The sequence below is a fragment of the Roseitalea sp. MMSF_3546 genome, from assembly GCF_030732865.1.
GTDB lineage: Bacteria > Pseudomonadota > Alphaproteobacteria > Rhizobiales > Rhizobiaceae > Roseitalea.
Genome location: NZ_JASHKB010000001.1, coordinates 261,015 through 277,408 on the forward strand (window position 1 = coordinate 261,015; position 16,394 = coordinate 277,408).

The window sequence follows — 16,394 nt, forward strand, 5'->3', positions numbered from 1 at the left end:
ATGAAAGGAAGCCCGATGTCGATCACTGCCGAGCGTAAGGCGGAACTGATCCAGAAATTTGCGACCAAGGCCGGTGACACCGGCTCGCCGGAAGTGCAGGTCGCGGTGCTCACCGAGCGGATCAACAACCTCACCGAGCACTTCAAGGGCCACACCAAGGACAATCACTCCCGCCGTGGTCTGCTCAAGATGGTGTCCCAGCGCCGCAAGCTGCTGGACTATCTCAAGAGCAAGGAAGAGGCGCGATACCAGTCCCTGATCAAGGAACTGGGCATTCGTCGCTGACGCGTTCGGGCGGGCCTGCCGGGTGGCGGGCCCGCCTTTCCCTTGTCAGGCGGGGGACAATGCGCCTGTGTCGGCCGGCGTGACCGCGATGGCGGGGCGCCGGTCACCCAACGAGTTGGGGCCGCGGGGCAGGATTGCCGGCTGCTTGACCCATAAGGGCGCGCATCGCGCCGGGGCGTTTCAAGCATCGGGTCGTCTTGCCCGGGCTCAGGTTCGAAAACCGCAAAGCCAGGTGCCCGCCGGCCGCGAGCCGGCGCCGCGCCGCCATTGAAGAAGGACAAGACATGTTCGATCACCACAAAGTGGAATTGGAGTGGGGCGGCCGCACGCTCACGCTCGAAACCGGCAAGATCGCCCGCCAGGCCGACGGCGCGGTGCTCGCCACCTATGGCGAGACGGTCGTGCTCGCCACCGTCGTCTCCGAGAGGACGGCGCGCGAGGGGCGCGACTTCTTCCCGCTCACCGTCAACTATCAGGAAAAGACCTTCGCGGCCGGGCGCATACCGGGCGGCTATTTCAAGCGCGAGGGCCGGCCCACCGAAAAGGAGACGCTGACCTCGCGCCTCATCGACCGGCCGATCCGGCCGCTGTTCGCGCCCGGCTACAAGAACGAGACCCAGGTCGTGCTCACCGTGCTGCAGCACGATCTCGAAAACGATCCCGACATCGTCGCCATGATCGGCGCCTCGGCGGCGCTGACCCTGTCGGGCGTGCCCTTCATGGGCCCGATCGGCGCCGCCCGCATCGGCTACATCAACGGCGACTACGTGCTCAACCCGCATGTCGACGAGATGGACGAGACCGCGCTTGACCTGATCGTCGCCGGCACGTCGGAAGCCGTGCTGATGGTCGAATCCGAGGCGCAGGAGCTGGACGAGGAGACCATGCTCGGCGCCGTGATGTTCGGCCAGAAGGCGTTCCAGCCGGTGATCAGCGCGATCATCAAGCTGGCCGAGGTCGCCGCCAAGGAACCGCGCGACTACCAGCCCGAGGATCTTTCCGAACTCGAAGCGACGATGAGCGGGCTGATTTCGGACGAACTGGCCGAGGCCTACAAGATCACCGACAAGGGCGCGCGCTACGAGGCCGTCGATGCGGCCATGCGCAAGGTGTTCGAGACGCTCTATCCCGAAGGCGCCGAGGATCCGGCGTGGAACCCCGAGCAGATCAAGTCGGTCTTCAAGGACCTTCAGGCCAAGGTCGTGCGCGGCAATATCCTCAAGTCCAAGACGCGCATCGACGGCCGCGACCTGTCGACGGTCCGCCCGATCGTCTCGGAGGTCGGTGTCTTCCCGCGCACGCACGGCTCGGCAATCTTCACACGCGGCGAAACGCAGGCCATGGTCGTCGCCACGCTTGGCACCGGCGAGGACGAGCAATATGTCGACTCGCTGACCGGCACCTACAAGGAAAACTTCCTGCTGCACTACAACTTCCCGCCCTATTCGGTCGGTGAAGCGGGCCGCATGGGCTCGCCCGGCCGCCGCGAGATCGGCCATGGCAAGCTGGCCTGGCGCGCCATCCATCCGGTGCTGCCCGAGCCCGAGGAGTTTCCCTACACGCTGCGCGTGGTCTCCGAGATCACCGAGTCCAACGGCTCGTCGTCGATGGCGACCGTGTGCGGCACCTCGCTGGCGCTGATGGATGCGGGCGTGCCGATCAAGGCGCCGGTCGCCGGCATCGCCATGGGGCTGATCCTTGAAGGCGAGGACTTCGCCGTGCTCTCCGACATTCTGGGCGACGAGGATCATCTGGGCGACATGGACTTCAAGGTCGCCGGCACGTCGACCGGCATCACTTCGCTGCAGATGGACATCAAGATCGCCGGCATCACCGAGGAGATCATGAAGATCGCTCTCGGCCAGGCCAAGGACGGCCGCGCCCATATCCTGGGCGAAATGGCGAGCGCCCTGTCGGAAAGCCGTGCCGAACTGGGCGAGTTCGCCCCTCGCATCGAGGTGATGAACATCGCGGTCGACAAGATCCGCGACGTCATCGGCGCGGGCGGCAAGGTGATCCGCGAGATCGTCGAGAAGACCGGCGCCAAGATCAACATCGAGGACGACGGCACGGTCAAGATCGCCTCGTCCTCGGCCAAGGAGATCGAGGCGGCCAAGCACTGGATCCACACCATCGTGGCCGAGCCGGAAGTCGGCGAGATCTATCAGGGCACGGTCGTCAAGACCGCCGATTTCGGCGCCTTCGTCAACTTCTTCGGTCCCAAGGACGGGCTGGTGCACATCTCCCAGCTCGCCCCCGAGCGCGTCGGCAAGACGACCGATGTCGTCAAGGAAGGCGACAAGGTCTATGTCAAGCTGATGGGCTTTGACGAGCGCGGCAAGGTGCGCCTGTCCATGAAGGTCGTCGACCAGGAGACCGGCAAGGAAATCGAGCGCAAGAAGCGTGAAGAGGTGGCCGACTGAGGGCGCTTCTCCCTCGTCATCTCGGGCGGGCATGCCTTCCCTTGCCTCAATCGGGGCATGCCGGCTGGTGCGTCGCCCGCGGTCATCGGCCCGCCGCCGTCATCCTCGGTTGCGCGCGAGCGCATGCTAAGGACCCGATATGCCCGGACGCAGGGCCGGGTTGTGGGGACGTCCCGCATGCGCCCGAGGCTGACGGGCCGTCGCACGTGCGCGTGCGCGGGTGACGAGGGAAACCAGCGCCCATGACCGATGACGCCATCCGCACGCTGCTGCCGTTCGAGACGGGCGACCTGCCGCTGCCGGCGGGCAAATGGGCGTTCTTGGGCGCCGTCGGCGATTCGCTTGTCGGCGATATCTTCGCCGGGGCAGACCTTGTCTGCGAGCAGCCCGGGCGCGGTGCCTTCCTCGACCTGCAAGATGCCGGCTTCGCAACAACGCCCGCCCTTGCCGATGCACCGGCCGGCCGCTTCGACGGGGCGCTGGTGTTGCTGGGCAAGCATCGGCGGTTGAACCAGGCGCGGATCGCGCGCGCTGCCCGCATGGTCAGGCCCGGTGCGCCGGTGGTGTTTTCAGGGCCGAAATCGCTGGGTGCGGCGGCCATCAGAAAATGGCTTGCCGCCCGCCTTGCGCCGCTGGGCGCGCTCGCCAAGCACCACGGGCTCGTGGTCTGGTTCGCGGCCGAGGCGAACGCGCTTGCCGACGTCGCGCTCGCCCAAACCACGCCGGCGCCGGGCTTGGTTGCCGCGCCGGGCATGTTCTCGGCCGAAAGGATCGATGCGGGTTCGGCGCTGCTTGCCGGTCATATCGATGGGCGCATTGCCGGTGCCGTGGCCGACTTCGGTGCGGGCTGGGGCTATCTTGGCGCCGAAATCCTGGCGCGCGGCCGGCCCGAAACGCTCGATCTGGTCGAGGCGCACAAGCCCTCGCTCGACGCGGCGCTCGCCAATCTGCGTCCCCGCGCCGGTACCGTGCCGGTCGCCGCGCACTGGCTCGACCTGACGCGCGAAACCCCGCCGCGCCGCTATGACGTCGTCGTCATGAACCCGCCCTTTCACGCCGGCCGTCGGGGCGACCCGGATCTCGGCCGGGCCTTCATCGCCGCGGCCGCCGCCGCGCTCGTGGCCAATGGCCGGCTGCTGATGGTCGCGAACCGGCACCTTCCCTATGAGGATGACATCAGGGCGCGTTTTGCAAGGATGTGGCTTTGCGCGCAGGCGCAGGGCTTCAAGGTGATCGAGGCGATGAGGCCGGTGCGATAGCGCCGGTCAGCCGGCGGCGGCCAGGCTCGGCAGGCGGTAGACATTGTCGGCCTGATCGAGCAGCGCCTCGCGCTCGTCGGCCTCTTCGTCGGCCTGCTGTTCGCGCAGGATCGTCGACAGCGGCACCGGGCGGCCGTACAGATATCCCTGCATGATCATGCATCCGGCCGCCTTGAGCATCGTCGCCTGGGCGTCGGTCTCAACGCCCTCGGCCACAACTTCGGCGCCCAGCGAGCGCGCCATGCCCACGATCGACGAGACCATGGCGCCGGCGGACGGATCGTGATCGCCCAGCCGGTCGACGAAGGACTTGTCGATCTTCAACGTATGGAACCTGAGCTCGGACAGGTTCGACAGGTTCGAATAGCCCGTCCCGAAATCGTCGATGGCCAGCGTCACGCCCAGTTCGCGCAGGGAATCGAGGACGCGCCGCATGGCCACATGGTTGCGGATGAGCAGCGATTCGGTGATCTCGATTTCCAGGCGCGCCGGATCGGTCTCGGTCTCGGTCAGCAGGCGCGCCAGGTTGGGCACGAAATCGTCGCGCCGGAACTGCGCCGGCGAGACATTGGCGGACACCGTGATGTGCGGCGGCAGCACCGTCAGGTCTTCGCACACCTGCCGCAGGACGAAGTCGCCGATCTGCTGGATCAGCCCGCAATGCTCGGCCACCGGAATGAACTCCGATGGGGGGATGATCCCCTTTCGATGGTGGTTCCAGCGCAACAGCGCTTCATAGGCGAGCGTCTCGCCGGTGCTGGCCGACACCTTGGGCTGGTAGTTCAGATGCAGTTCCTCGCGCTGCATGGCGCCGTGCAGTTCGGCCTCGATCCAGCTTCGATAGGCCGCGACCTGGCTCATCTCGGGATGGTAGATCGACCAGGTGCCGCGGCTCGCCGTGCGCGCATTGGCGCGGGCCAGATTGGCGTTGCGCAACATGCGTTCGACCGAGGACTTGCGGTGGTGGATCTCGGCAACTCCGGCATTCCAGAATACCGAATGCGAGGCCTGCCCCACGCGCACCGGCAGCGACATCACGCCGAGCAGGGCGTCGACCGCGGCCCGCAGTTCGCGCTCGTCATGCGTGCCAGCCAGAACGACGACGAATTCGCCGCCGCTGGTGCGCGCGATCAGCCCCGCATCGTCGACGATGCGGCGCAGACGTTCGCCGAACACCTTCAGCAGCGCGTCGCCCGTCTCCATGCCATACACATCGTTGAAATCACGCAGGGAATCGAAATCGAGGCTGATCAGGAAGGAGCGCTTGAGCCCGCTGGCATTGTCCTCGGCCTCCATCTGCCGCACGAGCGCGTCGGCAAAGCCCTTGCGCGACAGAAGGCCCGTCACCGGATCGGTGTTCAGGAGCATTTCATAGGCGTCGCTTGTATCGTCGCTGCCGACGAAATAGGCATGCGCGCTGCCCGCTCCGGCCAGCGTCGCCAGCCCCAGCACGATGGCGCCGATCACCGAGGCATCGCTGCGACCGGCAAGGTCCAGTCCGGCGATGTCCATGGCCCAAAGCGCCAGGATGGCCGCGCCCATGCCGCTTGCGAAAATGGTGACCGCCCTGAAAAGGCGTGTGCGCGTCTGCGTGGTGTCCGTGTGCATCCTGCCCTCTTCGACGAGCGAGCATGCCAGCAAAAACCTAAGAAGCGTTGAAACTGGTCGGCGCAATGGCGCCTATTAACCGCGTGGAACGGTTCGGGCACCCGCATCCGGTCTGCATCGCGCACCCACGCAGATGCCGCGATCGGGCCACCCGCAGGGCGGCGGTCAGATCGTCTCGGTGCGGCGCAGTTCGTCGAGCCGCGGCATCGACATGATGTTGTAGCCGCTGTCGACATAGTGCACTTCGCCGGTCACCCCGCTCGACAGGTCCGAAAGCAGATAGAGGCCGGCCCCGCCGATGTCGTCGAGATTGATCGCCCGACCCAGCGGCGAGTTCTTCTGCTGGAAGTTGTACATCAGCCGCGCATCCGATACGCCCGAGCCGGCGAGGGTGCGCATCGGCCCGGCCGACAGCGCGTTCACGCGGATGTGGTGATTGCCGAAGTCGGCGGCCAGATAGCGCATCGACGCCTCGAGCGCCGCCTTGGCAACGCCCATGACGTTGTAGTTGGGCATGACCTTGATCGACCCGCCATAGGTCAGCGTGAGCAGCGAGGCGCCCTCGTTGAGCAGCGGCGCGGCATGTTGCGCCATCTCGGTGAACGAGTAGGCCGAAATGACCATGGTGCGCACGAAGTTCTCGCGCGTGGTCACATCGACATAGCGGCCCTTGAGCTGGGTGCGGTCGGTGAACCCGATCGCGTGAACGGCGAAGTCGAGCCCGCCCCATTCCGAACCGATCGTCGCGAACACGTCCGCGACGGTCGCCACGTCCTCGACGTCGCACGGCATCACCAGTTTCGAGCCGACCTTGTCGGCCAGCGGCTTGACGCGCCTGCCCAGCGCCTCGCTCTGATAGGTGAAGGCCAGTTCGGCCCCCTGCGCCGCCACGGCCCTGGCTATCCCCCAGGCAATCGAGTGATCATTGGCAACGCCCATGATCAGCCCGCGCTTGCCGTCCATCAAACCGCCCATGGCAGGTCCCTCTTGTCATTCTTGTCAGCTGTCGAATCTCTGGAAGGCGAGCGTCGCATTGGTGCCGCCAAAGCCGAACGAATTGGAGATCGCGATGTCGAAATCGACATCGTCGATGCGCGCGCGCGCCACCGGCATGTCCTCGAATTTCGGATCGAGCTCTTCGATATGCGCGCTCTCGCAGACAAAGCGGTTGTTCATCATCAACAGCGTGTAGATCGCTTCCTGCACCCCGGTCGCGCCCAGCGAATGCCCGGTCAGCGACTTGGTCGAGGAGATGTGCGGCAGCCGGTCGCCGAAGACCTGACGGATCGCGTCCATCTCGCGCTCGTCGCCGACCGGCGTGGATGTTCCGTGCGTGTTGATGTAGGTGACGTCGCCGCTGGTCGTCGACAGCGCCATCTTCATGCAGCGCACCGCGCCTTCCCCCGACGGCGCGACCATGTCGTAGCCGTCCGAAGTCGCGCCGTATCCGACGATCTCGCCATAGATCCTGGCGCCGCGCGCCCTTGCGTGTTCGAGTTCCTCGAGCACCAGCACGCCCGCGCCGCCGGCGATCACGAAGCCGTCGCGACTGACGTCATAGGCGCGCGAAGCGGTCGACGGCGTGTCGTTGTGCTTGGTCGACATCGCGCCCATGGCGTCGAACAGGTTCGACATCGTCCAGTCCAGATCCTCGCTGCCGCCGGCGAACACGATGGTCTGCTTGCCCATCTGGATCTGCTCATAGGCATTGCCGATGCAGTGGTTGGAGGTGGCGCAGGCCGAGGAGATCGAATAGTTCACGCCCAGGATGCGAAACGGCGTGGCGAGCGTCGCCGAAGCGGTCGAGGACATCGCCTTGGGCACCGCGAACGGGCCGATCCGTTTGGGCGACGTGTTCTTGAGGGTCAGTTCGGCCGCCTCGAAGATCGTCCGCGTCGACGGTCCGCCCGAACCCATGATGATGCCCGTGCGCTCATGGCTGACAAGATCCTCGCCAAGCCCGGAATCGGCGATCGCCTGCTGCATGGCGACATAGTTCCAGGCCGAGCCGCGGGCCAGAAAGCGCGCCTCGCGCCGGTCCAGCACGCTGAACGGATCGAGCCTGGGCGCCCCGTGCACATGGCAGCGAAAGCCCAGTTCGGCGTATTCCTCGGCGCGGCTGATGCCCGACCGCGCCTGTCTGAGCGATTCCATCACCTCGTCCACGTTGTCGCCGATGGACGAGACGATCCCCATGCCTGTGATGACCACGCGTTTCATAGTCTGTTCCTGTACCTGGGACCCGAGGCTGGTTCTTCACCGGCGACCGCTCAGCCGGACGGGTCCTTGAACAGGCCGACCCGCAAGTCGCTTGCCCGGTAGATGGTATCGCCGTCGGCCTTCATCCACCCGTCGGCGATGCCGAGCACCAGCCGCCCGCGCATGACGCGCTTGAAGTCCACGCCATATTCGACGAGCCGCGTTTCGGGCGTAACCATGCCGGTGAACTTGACTTCGCCAGTGGAAAGCGCCCGGCCCTTGCCCGGTTCCCCAAGCCAGCCAAGAAAGAACCCGGTGAGTTGCCACATCGCATCGAGCCCCAGGCAGCCCGGCATCACCGGATCGCCGATGAAATGGCAGGCGAAGAACCACAGGTCCGGCTTGATGTCGAACTCGGCGCGGATCGCGCCCTTGCCATGGGCGCCGCCTGTCTGTGAGACTTCGGTGATGCGGTCGAACATGAGCATGGGCGGTGCCGGCAACTGCGCATTGCCGGGCCCGAACAATTCGCCGCGCGCGCACGCCAGGATTTCCTCGTAGTCATAGCTGGACTTCTGTTCGGCCATGCAGTCTTCGTTCCTCCGGAGTGGTTCGTCTTGCTCGCGCCGATCATGAGAACGGCCCGCGCCGTGTGCGCGCACGTGCCGTCTCTGGGCTGGCCGGCGCCGGCAGGCAGCCGTGCCGATCTATTGATAAATCATGGCAATGCGAATATATGAATTCGGACGGAAGCAACAGGGAAAATGCCTGTTGCTGCAAGCCTTTTTTGGAATGGCATGAGCCCGATTGCCGAAAGCCGGCCGCACAAGGCCGACACGCGCACCATACTCCAGTCGGTCGGACTGCGGCCGACGCGCCAGCGCGTGGCGCTGGCCGACATGCTGTTCGCCGATAGCGACCGCCACATCGCGGCCGAGGATCTTCACCGCGAGGCGGTGGCCGCCGGCGTGCCGGTTTCGCTCGCCACGGTCTACAACACCTTGCACCAGTTCACCGAGGCCGGCCTGTTGCGCATTCTCGCCGTCGAGGGCCAGCGCACCTATTTCGACACCAACACCACCGACCACCACCATTTCTTCTTCGAACACACCAATGAGGTGATGGACGTGCCCGATGGCACGGTGACGGTCGACAATCTGCCACAGCCGCCCGAGGGCATGGAAATCGCCAATGTCGACGTGGTGATCCGCCTGCGGCCGAAGCGCCGCCGGCGGTAGGTCGGCCTTTTTGCCCTTCGGCGAAAGGGCAAGTGTCGGCCAGGGACGAGCGTCCCGACCGACCGGTCCGGCCGCCGCTTGAAGCCCTACTCGATCACCTCGTCCGGATAGGCGCCCCACAGGTCGGCCTGGGCGACGAAGCCGCTCAGCGTCCTGTCGCCATGGCGGACCTCGAGTTCGCACCACGCGCCGTCGCAAGCCTCGATGCGTCCGACGACGCCTGGCTGCAGCATTGCCACCGGATCGGCGCCGGCCCGTTGCTCGCGATAGAGCGTGATGACATCGTCGGCATCATCGGCATTGCGCCAGGGCGTTGCGATCGCCGTCCGGGTGCCCGACAGCAGCGAGCCGTGGATCCAGCCGGTGTCGCCCTCCGAATCGCGCACGCGCCGCCAGTTGTCGTACTCCTGGATGATCTCGAGCGGCAGGCCCGAACGCATGTAGCGATAGGCGACCGCGTACTGCTTGCCCGGTCCCACCCGCATGTTCACCCGTTCCGCCTTCAGGCTGACGAAGCGCGGTAGCGGCAGGCCGCTGGGACCGCGTGAGATCGACCCGGTCGTCTGGGCCCAGCTTGCCTCGGTCCACGCGGCCGGAAACAGCAGGAGCGACATCATGAACGCAATCAGGAGCTTACGCATGGCACATCCGATCTTTCGAACAGGAGCCCGCGCCACGGTCGGCATCCCTGCGGTGCCGTCAGCGATGCGGGGGCCGGCGGTTCGGGCTCGGCACAATCCCCTTTGCACCGGCCGGTCGGCTTGTTAGAGATGGCTCGTCCGCCCGCGCGCCCCGATGGTCCCATGGTTTGGTTAATGAGGCCTCAACAGCGCCGCCGTATCGCTCGCCAGTCCGTCCGCACGGCCCAAGACAAGGGAAACGCCCTTTGGACATGAAGCCGCTGGTCATCGTCACGCGCCGCCTGCCCGATCGGGTGGAGGCGCGCATGCGCGAACTGTTCGACGTGCGGCTCAACCGCGACGACACGCCGTTCGACCGCGCCGCCCTGGCGGCGGCGATGGCCGAGGCCGACGTGCTGGTGCCGACCGTCACCGATCGCATCGATGCCGAACTGATCGACGGCGCTGGCGCGCAGTTGCGCCTCATCGCCAATTTCGGCAATGGCGTCGACAATATCGACGTCGTCGCAGCCCATGCCAGGGGGATCACCGTCACCAACACGCCCAATGTCCTCAACGAGGACACGGCGGACTTGACCATGGCGCTGATCCTCGCCGCTCCGCGCCGCATCGTCGAAGGCGCCGGCTATCTGCTGGGCGAGGACAAGTGGCAGGGCTGGTCACCGACCTGGATGCTGGGCCACCGCATTCACGGCAAGCGCCTGGGCATTGTCGGCATGGGCCGCATCGGCACCGCCGTCGCCCGCCGCGCCAGGGCGTTCGGCCTTGCCATTCACTATCACAACCGCAGTCGCACCGCCGCCGCGATCGAACAGGAGCTGGAGGCGACCTATTGGGAAAGCCTGGACCAGATGCTCGCGCGCATGGACATCGTCTCGGTCAACTGCCCCTCGACGCCCGCGACCTTTCATCTGTTGTCGGCGCGGCGTCTGCAACTGCTCCAGCCCACCGCCTTCCTCGTCAACACCGCGCGCGGCGAGATCATCGACGAGGAGGCGATGATCCGACTGCTCGAGGATGGCCGGATTGCCGGCGCCGGGCTCGATGTGTTCGAGCACGAGCCATCGGTCGATGCCCGGCTCTGCCGTCTGGCGGCCCAGGGCAAGGTCGTCCTGACGCCGCATATGAGTTCGGCGACGATGGAAGGGCGGATCGAGATGGGCGAGAAGGTGATCATCAACATCAAGATGATGGCCGGCGGCGACCGCCCGCCCGATCGCGTGCTGCCCTCGATGGTCTGACGGGCATTCGGCGCACCCGCGCCCTGGACCGCATGGGCAGATGACGATGAACGGCTATCGCCCGGGGCTCGGGCTGTCGGCCTTCTTGCGGCTTGCCGGCTTGGCCGCGGCCGTCTTGCTTCCGGCCTTGGCCTTGGTCGCGCCGCTCGTGCGCTTCGGCTTTGCCGCGGGCGCCTTCTTCTTGGTGCTGGTCTTGGTGGCGGGCTTGGCGGCGGCGGGCGCGGGCGCGGATGCACTCGCTGGCGCGGGCGTCGGTGCGATCGCCGCTCTTGTCGGCTGCCCGTCGCCTTCGTCGGGCGCGTGCGGTGCGGCTTCGGCCGGCCCGGCCGGCTCCGGCGTACCGGCCGCCCGGTTCGAGGCCGCCGCGCGGGCGGCCCGTCGGCGCCGTCCGAAGAATCGGAACCGGTCCCCTTCGCCGTCGCGCGGCACCATCACCGGCCAGACCGTTCGGTCCGGTGACAGTGACTTTCTCAGCGCAGACCGCGCCAGGTAAAGATAAAGAACGGCGAGATTCGCGATGACCAGCAAGGTCAGCAACAATGCCATAGTCGCCATGGGACCCCCAATAGTTCCGTTGCCGCGGCCTGGCGCGGCATGCGCCCGTCTTTGTGGAGGGTAAGGCAACCGACCGCCGCGTCAAGCGCGCCGCTGGTAGCCGATCACATCGAATCGCGGACCAAGTGCGTCATAAAGCAGCAACCGACCGATGAGCGGTTCGCCCGCGCCGGTGATCAGCTTGATCGCCTCGGTGGCCATCAGCGAGCCGACGACGCCGGCGAGCGCGCCGAGCACGCCCGCCTCGGCGCAACTGGGCACGGCGTCCGGCGCGGGTGGCTCGGCATGAAGGTCGCGATAGCGCGGATTGGGCCGTCCATTGGCGTCGGACAGATGCGGGGCGAGCACGGTAACCGACCCGTCGAAGCGGCCGATCGCGCCGCTGACCACAGGGATGGCCAGCGACTCGGCAAGGTCGGCAGCCAGGTAGCGCGTTTCGAAATTGTCCGACCCGTCGACGATGACATCGTGGCCGGCGAGCAGCGTGCGCCCGTTGTGGGCATGAAGCCGATGATCGTGCGTTGCGACCGTCACATGCGGGTTCAGCGCGGCGATGGCGCGTGAGGCGCTGGCGGTCTTGGGCGCGCCGATGTCCTGGCTCCGGTGCAGCACCTGCCGCTGCAGGTTGGACAGCGAGACGTGATCATCGTCGATGATCGTAAGCTGGCCCACGCCCGCCGCCGCCAGATAGGCAAGAATGGGCGAGCCGAGCCCGCCCGCGCCGATCACCGCCACACGGGCGCGCCGCAGGGCCTGCTGCCCACCGCCGCCGATTTCGGGCAGCACGATATGACGCGCATAGCGCTCGATTTCCTTGGCCGACAGGGGCTTGTCATCACGCATCGGGGACCATGGATCCGTCTTCGACATGCAGATATTGGGCCCGTCCTGCGAGCGCGTCAAACAGGCTCCGGTCCGTACCGGTCATGAAGGCCTGCCCGCCCAGCGCATGGACCCGGTCGAACATCGCCGCCCGGCGCTCGGGATCGAGATGGGCGGCGACCTCGTCCAGCAGCAGGATCGGCGTCAGTCCGCTGATGCGCGCCGTCAGCGCCGCATGGGCGAGCACCAGGCCGGTCAGCAGCGCCTTCTGCTCGCCGGTCGAACAGCGTCCGGCCGCCATTGCCTTGGTCCTGTGGCGCACGCTGAGATCGGCGCGGTGCGGCCCGGTCAGCGTTCGGCCGGCGGCCCGTTCGCGATGGCGCATGCGGCGAAGCTGACGCTCCATATGCGTCTGCAGCGCGGCCGACGCGGTGCCCTGGCGCGCCATGGTCTCCAGTTCGCCGTCAAGGGCGATGTCGGCCGTCGGAAACGGGCCCGGATCCGATCCGGCCTCGTCGATGAGCCCGGTCAGAAGGCCGACGAGTTCCTGGCGGGCCGCGATGATGGCCGTGCCCAGCGCCGCAAGCTGCGTCTCGATGCCGTCGAGCCAGATATCGACTTGCGGCTCGGGCGGCGCTTCGAGCAGGCGATTGCGCTGGCGCATGGCCTTTTCATACTCGGTTGCCCGGCGCGCATGGCCGGGGTCGATCGCCAGCACCATGCGGTCGAGGAAGCGCCGCCTGTCGCCGGCCGGGCCGGTGAACAGCCCGTCCATGGCCGGCGTCAGCCACAGGATGCGCGCCAGTTCGAGCAGTTCGTCGGCACTGCGCGCCGTGGTCCCGTCGATGCGCACGCGGCGCGTCGCTCCCTCGCCCTGTCCTGAACCGTTGCCCGCCGTGCCGGTGCCCACGGCATGGCCGTCTCCGCCGTCGCGCAGGCGCGCGAACACCGAAAAGCCGCCCTGGCTGCCGGCGCGCGCCATATCGGCAAGCTGCGCGCGCCGGAGGCCCCGGCCCGGCGACAGCAGCGAGATCGCCTCGATCAGATTGGTCTTGCCCGACCCGTTCGGCCCGGTCAGCACGACGTGGCGTTCGCTCAGATCAAGGGCGAGGTGCCGGTAATTGCGGAAATCGGTCAGGCGCAATTCCGACAGGCTGACAAAACGGCTCATGGCGAGCCCATATGCGGCGTTTGTGCCTGGTTTGGCCAGAGGCGCTACACGCGCATCGGCATGAGCACGTAAAGCGCCTGGGCGTCCTCGGGATCCTCGATCAGCGTCGGCGAGCCGGCGTCGGCAAAGGCGAACTTGACGTCGCCGCTCGAAAGCTGGCTGGCGATGTCGAGCAGGTATCGGGCATTGAAGCCGATCTCCAGCGGTTCGGCCTCGTAGCCGGCGGGCAGTTCCTCGGTCGCCGAGCCCGAATCGGGATTGTTCACCGTAAGCGTGAGCTGACCATCGGACAGGGCCAGCTTCACCGCCCGGCCGCGCTCGGAAGAGACGGTCGAGACGCGGTCGACCGCATTGGTGAACGCTTTTCTGTCGATCGTCATCTCGCGGTCGTTGCCGGTGGGAATGACGCGCTGATAGTCCGGAAACGTGCCGTCGATCAGCTTGGAGGTCAGCACGACCGAGCCGATGGTCAGCCGGATCTTGCTGTCGGAAAGCTCGATGAGCACCGAGATGTCCGGATCGTCGACCAGCTTCTGCACCTCGCCGACCGTCTTGCGCGGGATGATGATGCCGGGAATGCTCTCGGCGCCATCGGGCGCTTCGGTTTCGGCGCGGGCGAGCCGGTGTCCGTCGGTCGCCACCGCGCGCAGCACGATGGCGCCATCGGCCTCGGCGGTGTGCAGATAGATGCCGTTCAGATAGTAGCGGGTCTCCTCGGTCGAGATGGCGAACTGCGTCGATTCGATCAGCCGCTTGAGCGTGGTGCTGTCCAGCCGGAAACTGTGCGGGAACTCGCCGGCGGCGATCTGAGGGAAATCGGATTCGGGCAGGCACTGCAGCTTGAACTGCGCCCGGCCGGTGACGACCGTCATGGTCTGGCCGCCCTCGTCGGTCGCCAGCATCACCTCGGCGCCCTCGGGCAGCTTGCGCACGATGTCGTAAAGAAGATGCGCCGGCACCGTCGTCGCCCCGGCCTGCTCCACGCTGGCGGGCGCCGCCTCGTTGATCTCCAGATCAAGGTCCGTCGCCGTCATCTGCAGGCTGGAGCCCTCGGCCTTGAGCAGCACGTTCGACAGGATCGGGATCGTGTTGCGCCGCTCGACCACGCGGTGGACGTGGTTGAGGGATGTGAGAAGATCGGCTCGCTCAAGGGTCACGCGCATGGCTACGGCAATCCGGTCATTCGTGTCCGCCAGGACCGGGCAGGCCTGTCCGGCAGGAGATTGGACGAACGGCCGCGGAAACGCTGCCGGCGCACGGCCGTTCGGGACGCCGAATGTGGCGCTTCGAGGGGGGAAAAGCAAGCCGCTTGGCGCGCCGGCGCCGCGGGGCCGGCCGCAAACGCTGGGGAAAAACGCGCCGCCCGCTGCCGGGCGGCCGCGATCGTTCTATTCCTCGATGAGCCGGCGCAACAATTCGACCTCCTTGGCCAGATTGGCGTCGTCCTTCATCAGCTTTTCGATCTTGCGCACCGCGTGCAGCACGGTGGTGTGGTCCTTGCCGCCGAATCGCCGGCCGATTTCGGGCAGCGAGCGCGGCGTCATCAGCTTGGACAGGTACATCGCGATCTGCCGCGGCCGGACCACGGCCTGGGTGCGGCGGTTGGAGAGCAGTTCCGAGCGCGCCACATTGTAGTGCTGCGCGACCTTCTTCTGAATGTCCTCGATGAGGACCTTCTTGGGCTCGTCGACCCGCACCAGATGGCCCAGAATGTCGTCGACGCGATCAAGCGACAGGTTCGGCTCGAACGAATGGCGGAAGACCAGCTGGCTGAACGCGCCTTCCAGTTCGCGGAAGCTGGACGTGACGGTCTGGGCGACATGGGCGAGCACGTCGTCGGCGATGTCCAGCGTCGTGTCGTCCTTGCGCGCCTCGGAAAGGCGCAGCTTCAGCATGGCGAGCCGCATGTCGTAGTCCGGCTTCTGGATCTCCAGAGCCACCCCGCCCTGCAACCGTGAGCGCACCCGCGGGTCGAGCGACTCCAGCTTGGACGGCGGCCGGTCCGCGGCGACCACGACCTGGCGCGCGCTGTCCAGCAGCGTGTTGATCAGATGGCAGAATTCGGACTGGATCGTCTTGCCCTGCAGGAACTGCATGTCGTCGATGATCAGCAGATCGATCTCGTGCAGCGTCTCCTTGAGCATGAGCGCGCTCTGGTCGCGGATGGCGCTGGCAAAGCGCCACATGAAATACTCCGCGGTCAGGTAGACGACGCGCTTGCTGCGGTCGCCCGCCCGGGCCGCGTTGGCGATGGCCTGCAGCAGGTGGGTCTTGCCGAGTCCGACATTGGAGTGGAAGAACAACGGGTTGAACCGCGCCGAATTGGGTCCCTTTTCGACTGCGGCCCGCGCCGCGGCCAGGCAGACGCGGTTGGACGGCCCTTCCACGAAGCTGTCGAAGGTGCAGTTGCGATCGACGGGCGAGCCCAGCATCTGTCCGCTGCGCCCGGTCTCGGCCGCCTCGCGCGCCGTCGCGGCGATGGATGTTTCCTTGCCGGTCCGCGCATTGGCCTTGGCCCGCTTGACGCTGGCCCGCGCCGCATGGGTCGCCTGGCCGGCCCGCTCGGCCGCCGCGGTGCCTCGCGTGGCACTGCGCACGACGATCTCGACACGCAACAGATCGGGTTCCTCGGCGCGCCAATACTCCTCGATCAGCTTGAGGTAGTGGCTCGTGATCCAGCTTCGCAGGAACTGCGTGGGCACCGAAAGCTGGACGACCGAGCGCGTGGCCTGCTCGAGCTTCAGCCGTCCGAACCAGCTCTGGTAGACCTCGGCGCCGAGCTTGGCCCGCAATTGCCGGCTGACCTTGGCAAAGACGGCGCGCCGGTCACTGTCGTCGGCGTCGTCGCCACCGGACTGGCCTTCTTCTTTGTTCTTGTTGTCGCTCACCGTTTCTGCCCCCTCGATCCGCGTGCCGGCCTTGTTGTGGTTGCTCGTTCGATCCGTCGATGCG

General features: G+C 66.7%; 15 protein-coding genes. 5 read left to right on the forward strand and 10 right to left on the reverse strand.

Annotation, left to right across the window (positions count from 1 at the left end; translation table 11 throughout):
- Nucleotides 1-15: 15 nt before the first annotated feature.
- The 3 genes from rpsO to RBB34_RS01320 all read left to right on the forward strand — a co-directional run bounded on the left by rpsO (nt 16) and on the right by RBB34_RS01320 (nt 3,967).
- Nucleotides 16-285 (forward strand): 30S ribosomal protein S15, encoded by a 270-nt coding sequence (rpsO, locus tag RBB34_RS01310; RefSeq protein ID WP_306117474.1) that lies wholly within the window; start codon nt 16-18, stop codon nt 283-285.
- A 284-nt stretch (nt 286-569) separates the two neighbouring features.
- The gene (pnp, locus tag RBB34_RS01315) at nt 570-2,708 is read left to right on the forward strand and encodes a polyribonucleotide nucleotidyltransferase (protein ID WP_306117365.1); all 2,139 of its coding nucleotides are present in this window, start codon (nt 570-572) and stop codon (nt 2,706-2,708) included.
- Between the two features lie 242 nt (nt 2,709-2,950).
- The gene (locus RBB34_RS01320; protein ID WP_306117366.1) at nt 2,951-3,967 is read left to right on the forward strand and encodes a class I SAM-dependent methyltransferase; all 1,017 of its coding nucleotides are present in this window, start codon (nt 2,951-2,953) and stop codon (nt 3,965-3,967) included.
- 6 nt (nt 3,968-3,973) lie between these two features.
- Here the strand turns inward: RBB34_RS01320 and RBB34_RS01325 are convergent, their stop codons facing one another.
- From RBB34_RS01325 to fabA, 4 genes are all read right to left on the reverse strand, one after another.
- Nucleotides 3,974-5,575, reverse strand: a complete 1,602-nt coding sequence (locus RBB34_RS01325) for a bifunctional diguanylate cyclase/phosphodiesterase (protein WP_306117367.1) — start codon at nt 5,573-5,575, stop codon at nt 3,974-3,976.
- 165 nt (nt 5,576-5,740) lie between these two features.
- Complete coding sequence (gene fabI, locus RBB34_RS01330; RefSeq protein ID WP_306117368.1) at nt 5,741-6,550, reverse strand: enoyl-ACP reductase FabI; 810 nt, start codon at nt 6,548-6,550, stop codon at nt 5,741-5,743.
- 24 nt (nt 6,551-6,574) lie between these two features.
- On the reverse strand, nt 6,575-7,795 hold the full coding sequence (fabB, locus tag RBB34_RS01335; RefSeq protein ID WP_306117369.1) for a beta-ketoacyl-ACP synthase I: 1,221 nt from the start codon (nt 7,793-7,795) through the stop codon (nt 6,575-6,577).
- 50 nt (nt 7,796-7,845) lie between these two features.
- Nucleotides 7,846-8,361: a 3-hydroxyacyl-[acyl-carrier-protein] dehydratase FabA gene (fabA, locus tag RBB34_RS01340; RefSeq protein WP_306117370.1), complete on the reverse strand. Its 516-nt coding sequence runs from the start codon at nt 8,359-8,361 to the stop codon at nt 7,846-7,848.
- A 210-nt stretch (nt 8,362-8,571) separates the two neighbouring features.
- Here fabA and irrA point away from each other — a divergent pair, with 210 nt between their 5' ends.
- Nucleotides 8,572-9,012: an iron response transcriptional regulator IrrA gene (gene irrA / locus RBB34_RS01345; RefSeq protein ID WP_306117371.1), complete on the forward strand. Its 441-nt coding sequence runs from the start codon at nt 8,572-8,574 to the stop codon at nt 9,010-9,012.
- 86 nt (nt 9,013-9,098) lie between these two features.
- Here the strand turns inward: irrA and RBB34_RS01350 are convergent, their stop codons facing one another.
- Nucleotides 9,099-9,653, reverse strand: coding sequence for an SH3 domain-containing protein (locus RBB34_RS01350; protein WP_306117372.1), 555 nt, complete (start codon nt 9,651-9,653; stop codon nt 9,099-9,101).
- Between the two features lie 251 nt (nt 9,654-9,904).
- Between RBB34_RS01350 and RBB34_RS01355 the strand changes: the two genes are divergently transcribed.
- Complete coding sequence (locus RBB34_RS01355; RefSeq protein ID WP_306117373.1) at nt 9,905-10,894, forward strand: D-glycerate dehydrogenase; 990 nt, start codon at nt 9,905-9,907, stop codon at nt 10,892-10,894.
- Nucleotides 10,895-10,948: 54 nt separating this feature from the next.
- On the opposite strand, the gene RBB34_RS01360 is transcribed toward RBB34_RS01355, so the two are convergent.
- The 5 genes from RBB34_RS01360 to dnaA all read right to left on the reverse strand — a co-directional run bounded on the left by RBB34_RS01360 (nt 10,949) and on the right by dnaA (nt 16,330).
- Nucleotides 10,949-11,449, reverse strand: coding sequence for a hypothetical protein (locus tag RBB34_RS01360; protein ID WP_306117374.1), 501 nt, complete (start codon nt 11,447-11,449; stop codon nt 10,949-10,951).
- A gap of 81 nt (nt 11,450-11,530) precedes the next feature.
- On the reverse strand, nt 11,531-12,292 hold the full coding sequence (gene moeB / locus RBB34_RS01365) for a molybdopterin-synthase adenylyltransferase MoeB (RefSeq protein ID WP_306117375.1): 762 nt from the start codon (nt 12,290-12,292) through the stop codon (nt 11,531-11,533).
- On the reverse strand, nt 12,285-13,442 hold the full coding sequence (recF, locus tag RBB34_RS01370) for a DNA replication/repair protein RecF (RefSeq protein ID WP_306117376.1): 1,158 nt from the start codon (nt 13,440-13,442) through the stop codon (nt 12,285-12,287). Before recF ends, moeB begins: the two co-directional genes overlap by 8 nt.
- Before the next feature lie 44 nt (nt 13,443-13,486).
- Entirely contained in the window at nt 13,487-14,605 is a 1,119-nt protein-coding gene (gene dnaN, locus RBB34_RS01375) for a DNA polymerase III subunit beta (RefSeq protein ID WP_306117377.1), read from the reverse strand.
- A 225-nt stretch (nt 14,606-14,830) separates the two neighbouring features.
- Entirely contained in the window at nt 14,831-16,330 is a 1,500-nt protein-coding gene (gene dnaA / locus RBB34_RS01380) for a chromosomal replication initiator protein DnaA (protein WP_306117378.1), read from the reverse strand.
- Nucleotides 16,331-16,394 lie beyond the last annotated feature (64 nt).

Excerpts from the sequence above, each read along its gene's own strand:
- rpsO (WP_306117474.1), top strand. The coding sequence starts at position 16 with ATGTCGATCACTGCCGAGCGTAAGGCGGAACTGATCCAGAAATTTGCG.
- pnp (WP_306117365.1), top strand. The coding sequence starts at position 570 with ATGTTCGATCACCACAAAGTGGAATTGGAGTGGGGCGGCCGCACGCTC.
- RBB34_RS01320 (WP_306117366.1), top strand. The coding sequence starts at position 2,951 with ATGACCGATGACGCCATCCGCACGCTGCTGCCGTTCGAGACGGGCGAC.
- RBB34_RS01325 (WP_306117367.1), bottom strand. The coding sequence starts at position 5,575 with ATGCACACGGACACCACGCAGACGCGCACACGCCTTTTCAGGGCGGTC.
- fabI (WP_306117368.1), bottom strand. The coding sequence starts at position 6,550 with ATGGGCGGTTTGATGGACGGCAAGCGCGGGCTGATCATGGGCGTTGCC.
- fabB (WP_306117369.1), bottom strand. The coding sequence starts at position 7,795 with ATGAAACGCGTGGTCATCACAGGCATGGGGATCGTCTCGTCCATCGGC.
- fabA (WP_306117370.1), bottom strand. The coding sequence starts at position 8,361 with ATGGCCGAACAGAAGTCCAGCTATGACTACGAGGAAATCCTGGCGTGC.
- irrA (WP_306117371.1), top strand. The coding sequence starts at position 8,572 with ATGAGCCCGATTGCCGAAAGCCGGCCGCACAAGGCCGACACGCGCACC.
- RBB34_RS01350 (WP_306117372.1), bottom strand. The coding sequence starts at position 9,653 with ATGCGTAAGCTCCTGATTGCGTTCATGATGTCGCTCCTGCTGTTTCCG.
- RBB34_RS01355 (WP_306117373.1), top strand. The coding sequence starts at position 9,905 with ATGAAGCCGCTGGTCATCGTCACGCGCCGCCTGCCCGATCGGGTGGAG.
- RBB34_RS01360 (WP_306117374.1), bottom strand. The coding sequence starts at position 11,449 with ATGGCGACTATGGCATTGTTGCTGACCTTGCTGGTCATCGCGAATCTC.
- moeB (WP_306117375.1), bottom strand. The coding sequence starts at position 12,292 with ATGCGTGATGACAAGCCCCTGTCGGCCAAGGAAATCGAGCGCTATGCG.
- recF (WP_306117376.1), bottom strand. The coding sequence starts at position 13,442 with ATGAGCCGTTTTGTCAGCCTGTCGGAATTGCGCCTGACCGATTTCCGC.
- dnaN (WP_306117377.1), bottom strand. The coding sequence starts at position 14,605 with ATGCGCGTGACCCTTGAGCGAGCCGATCTTCTCACATCCCTCAACCAC.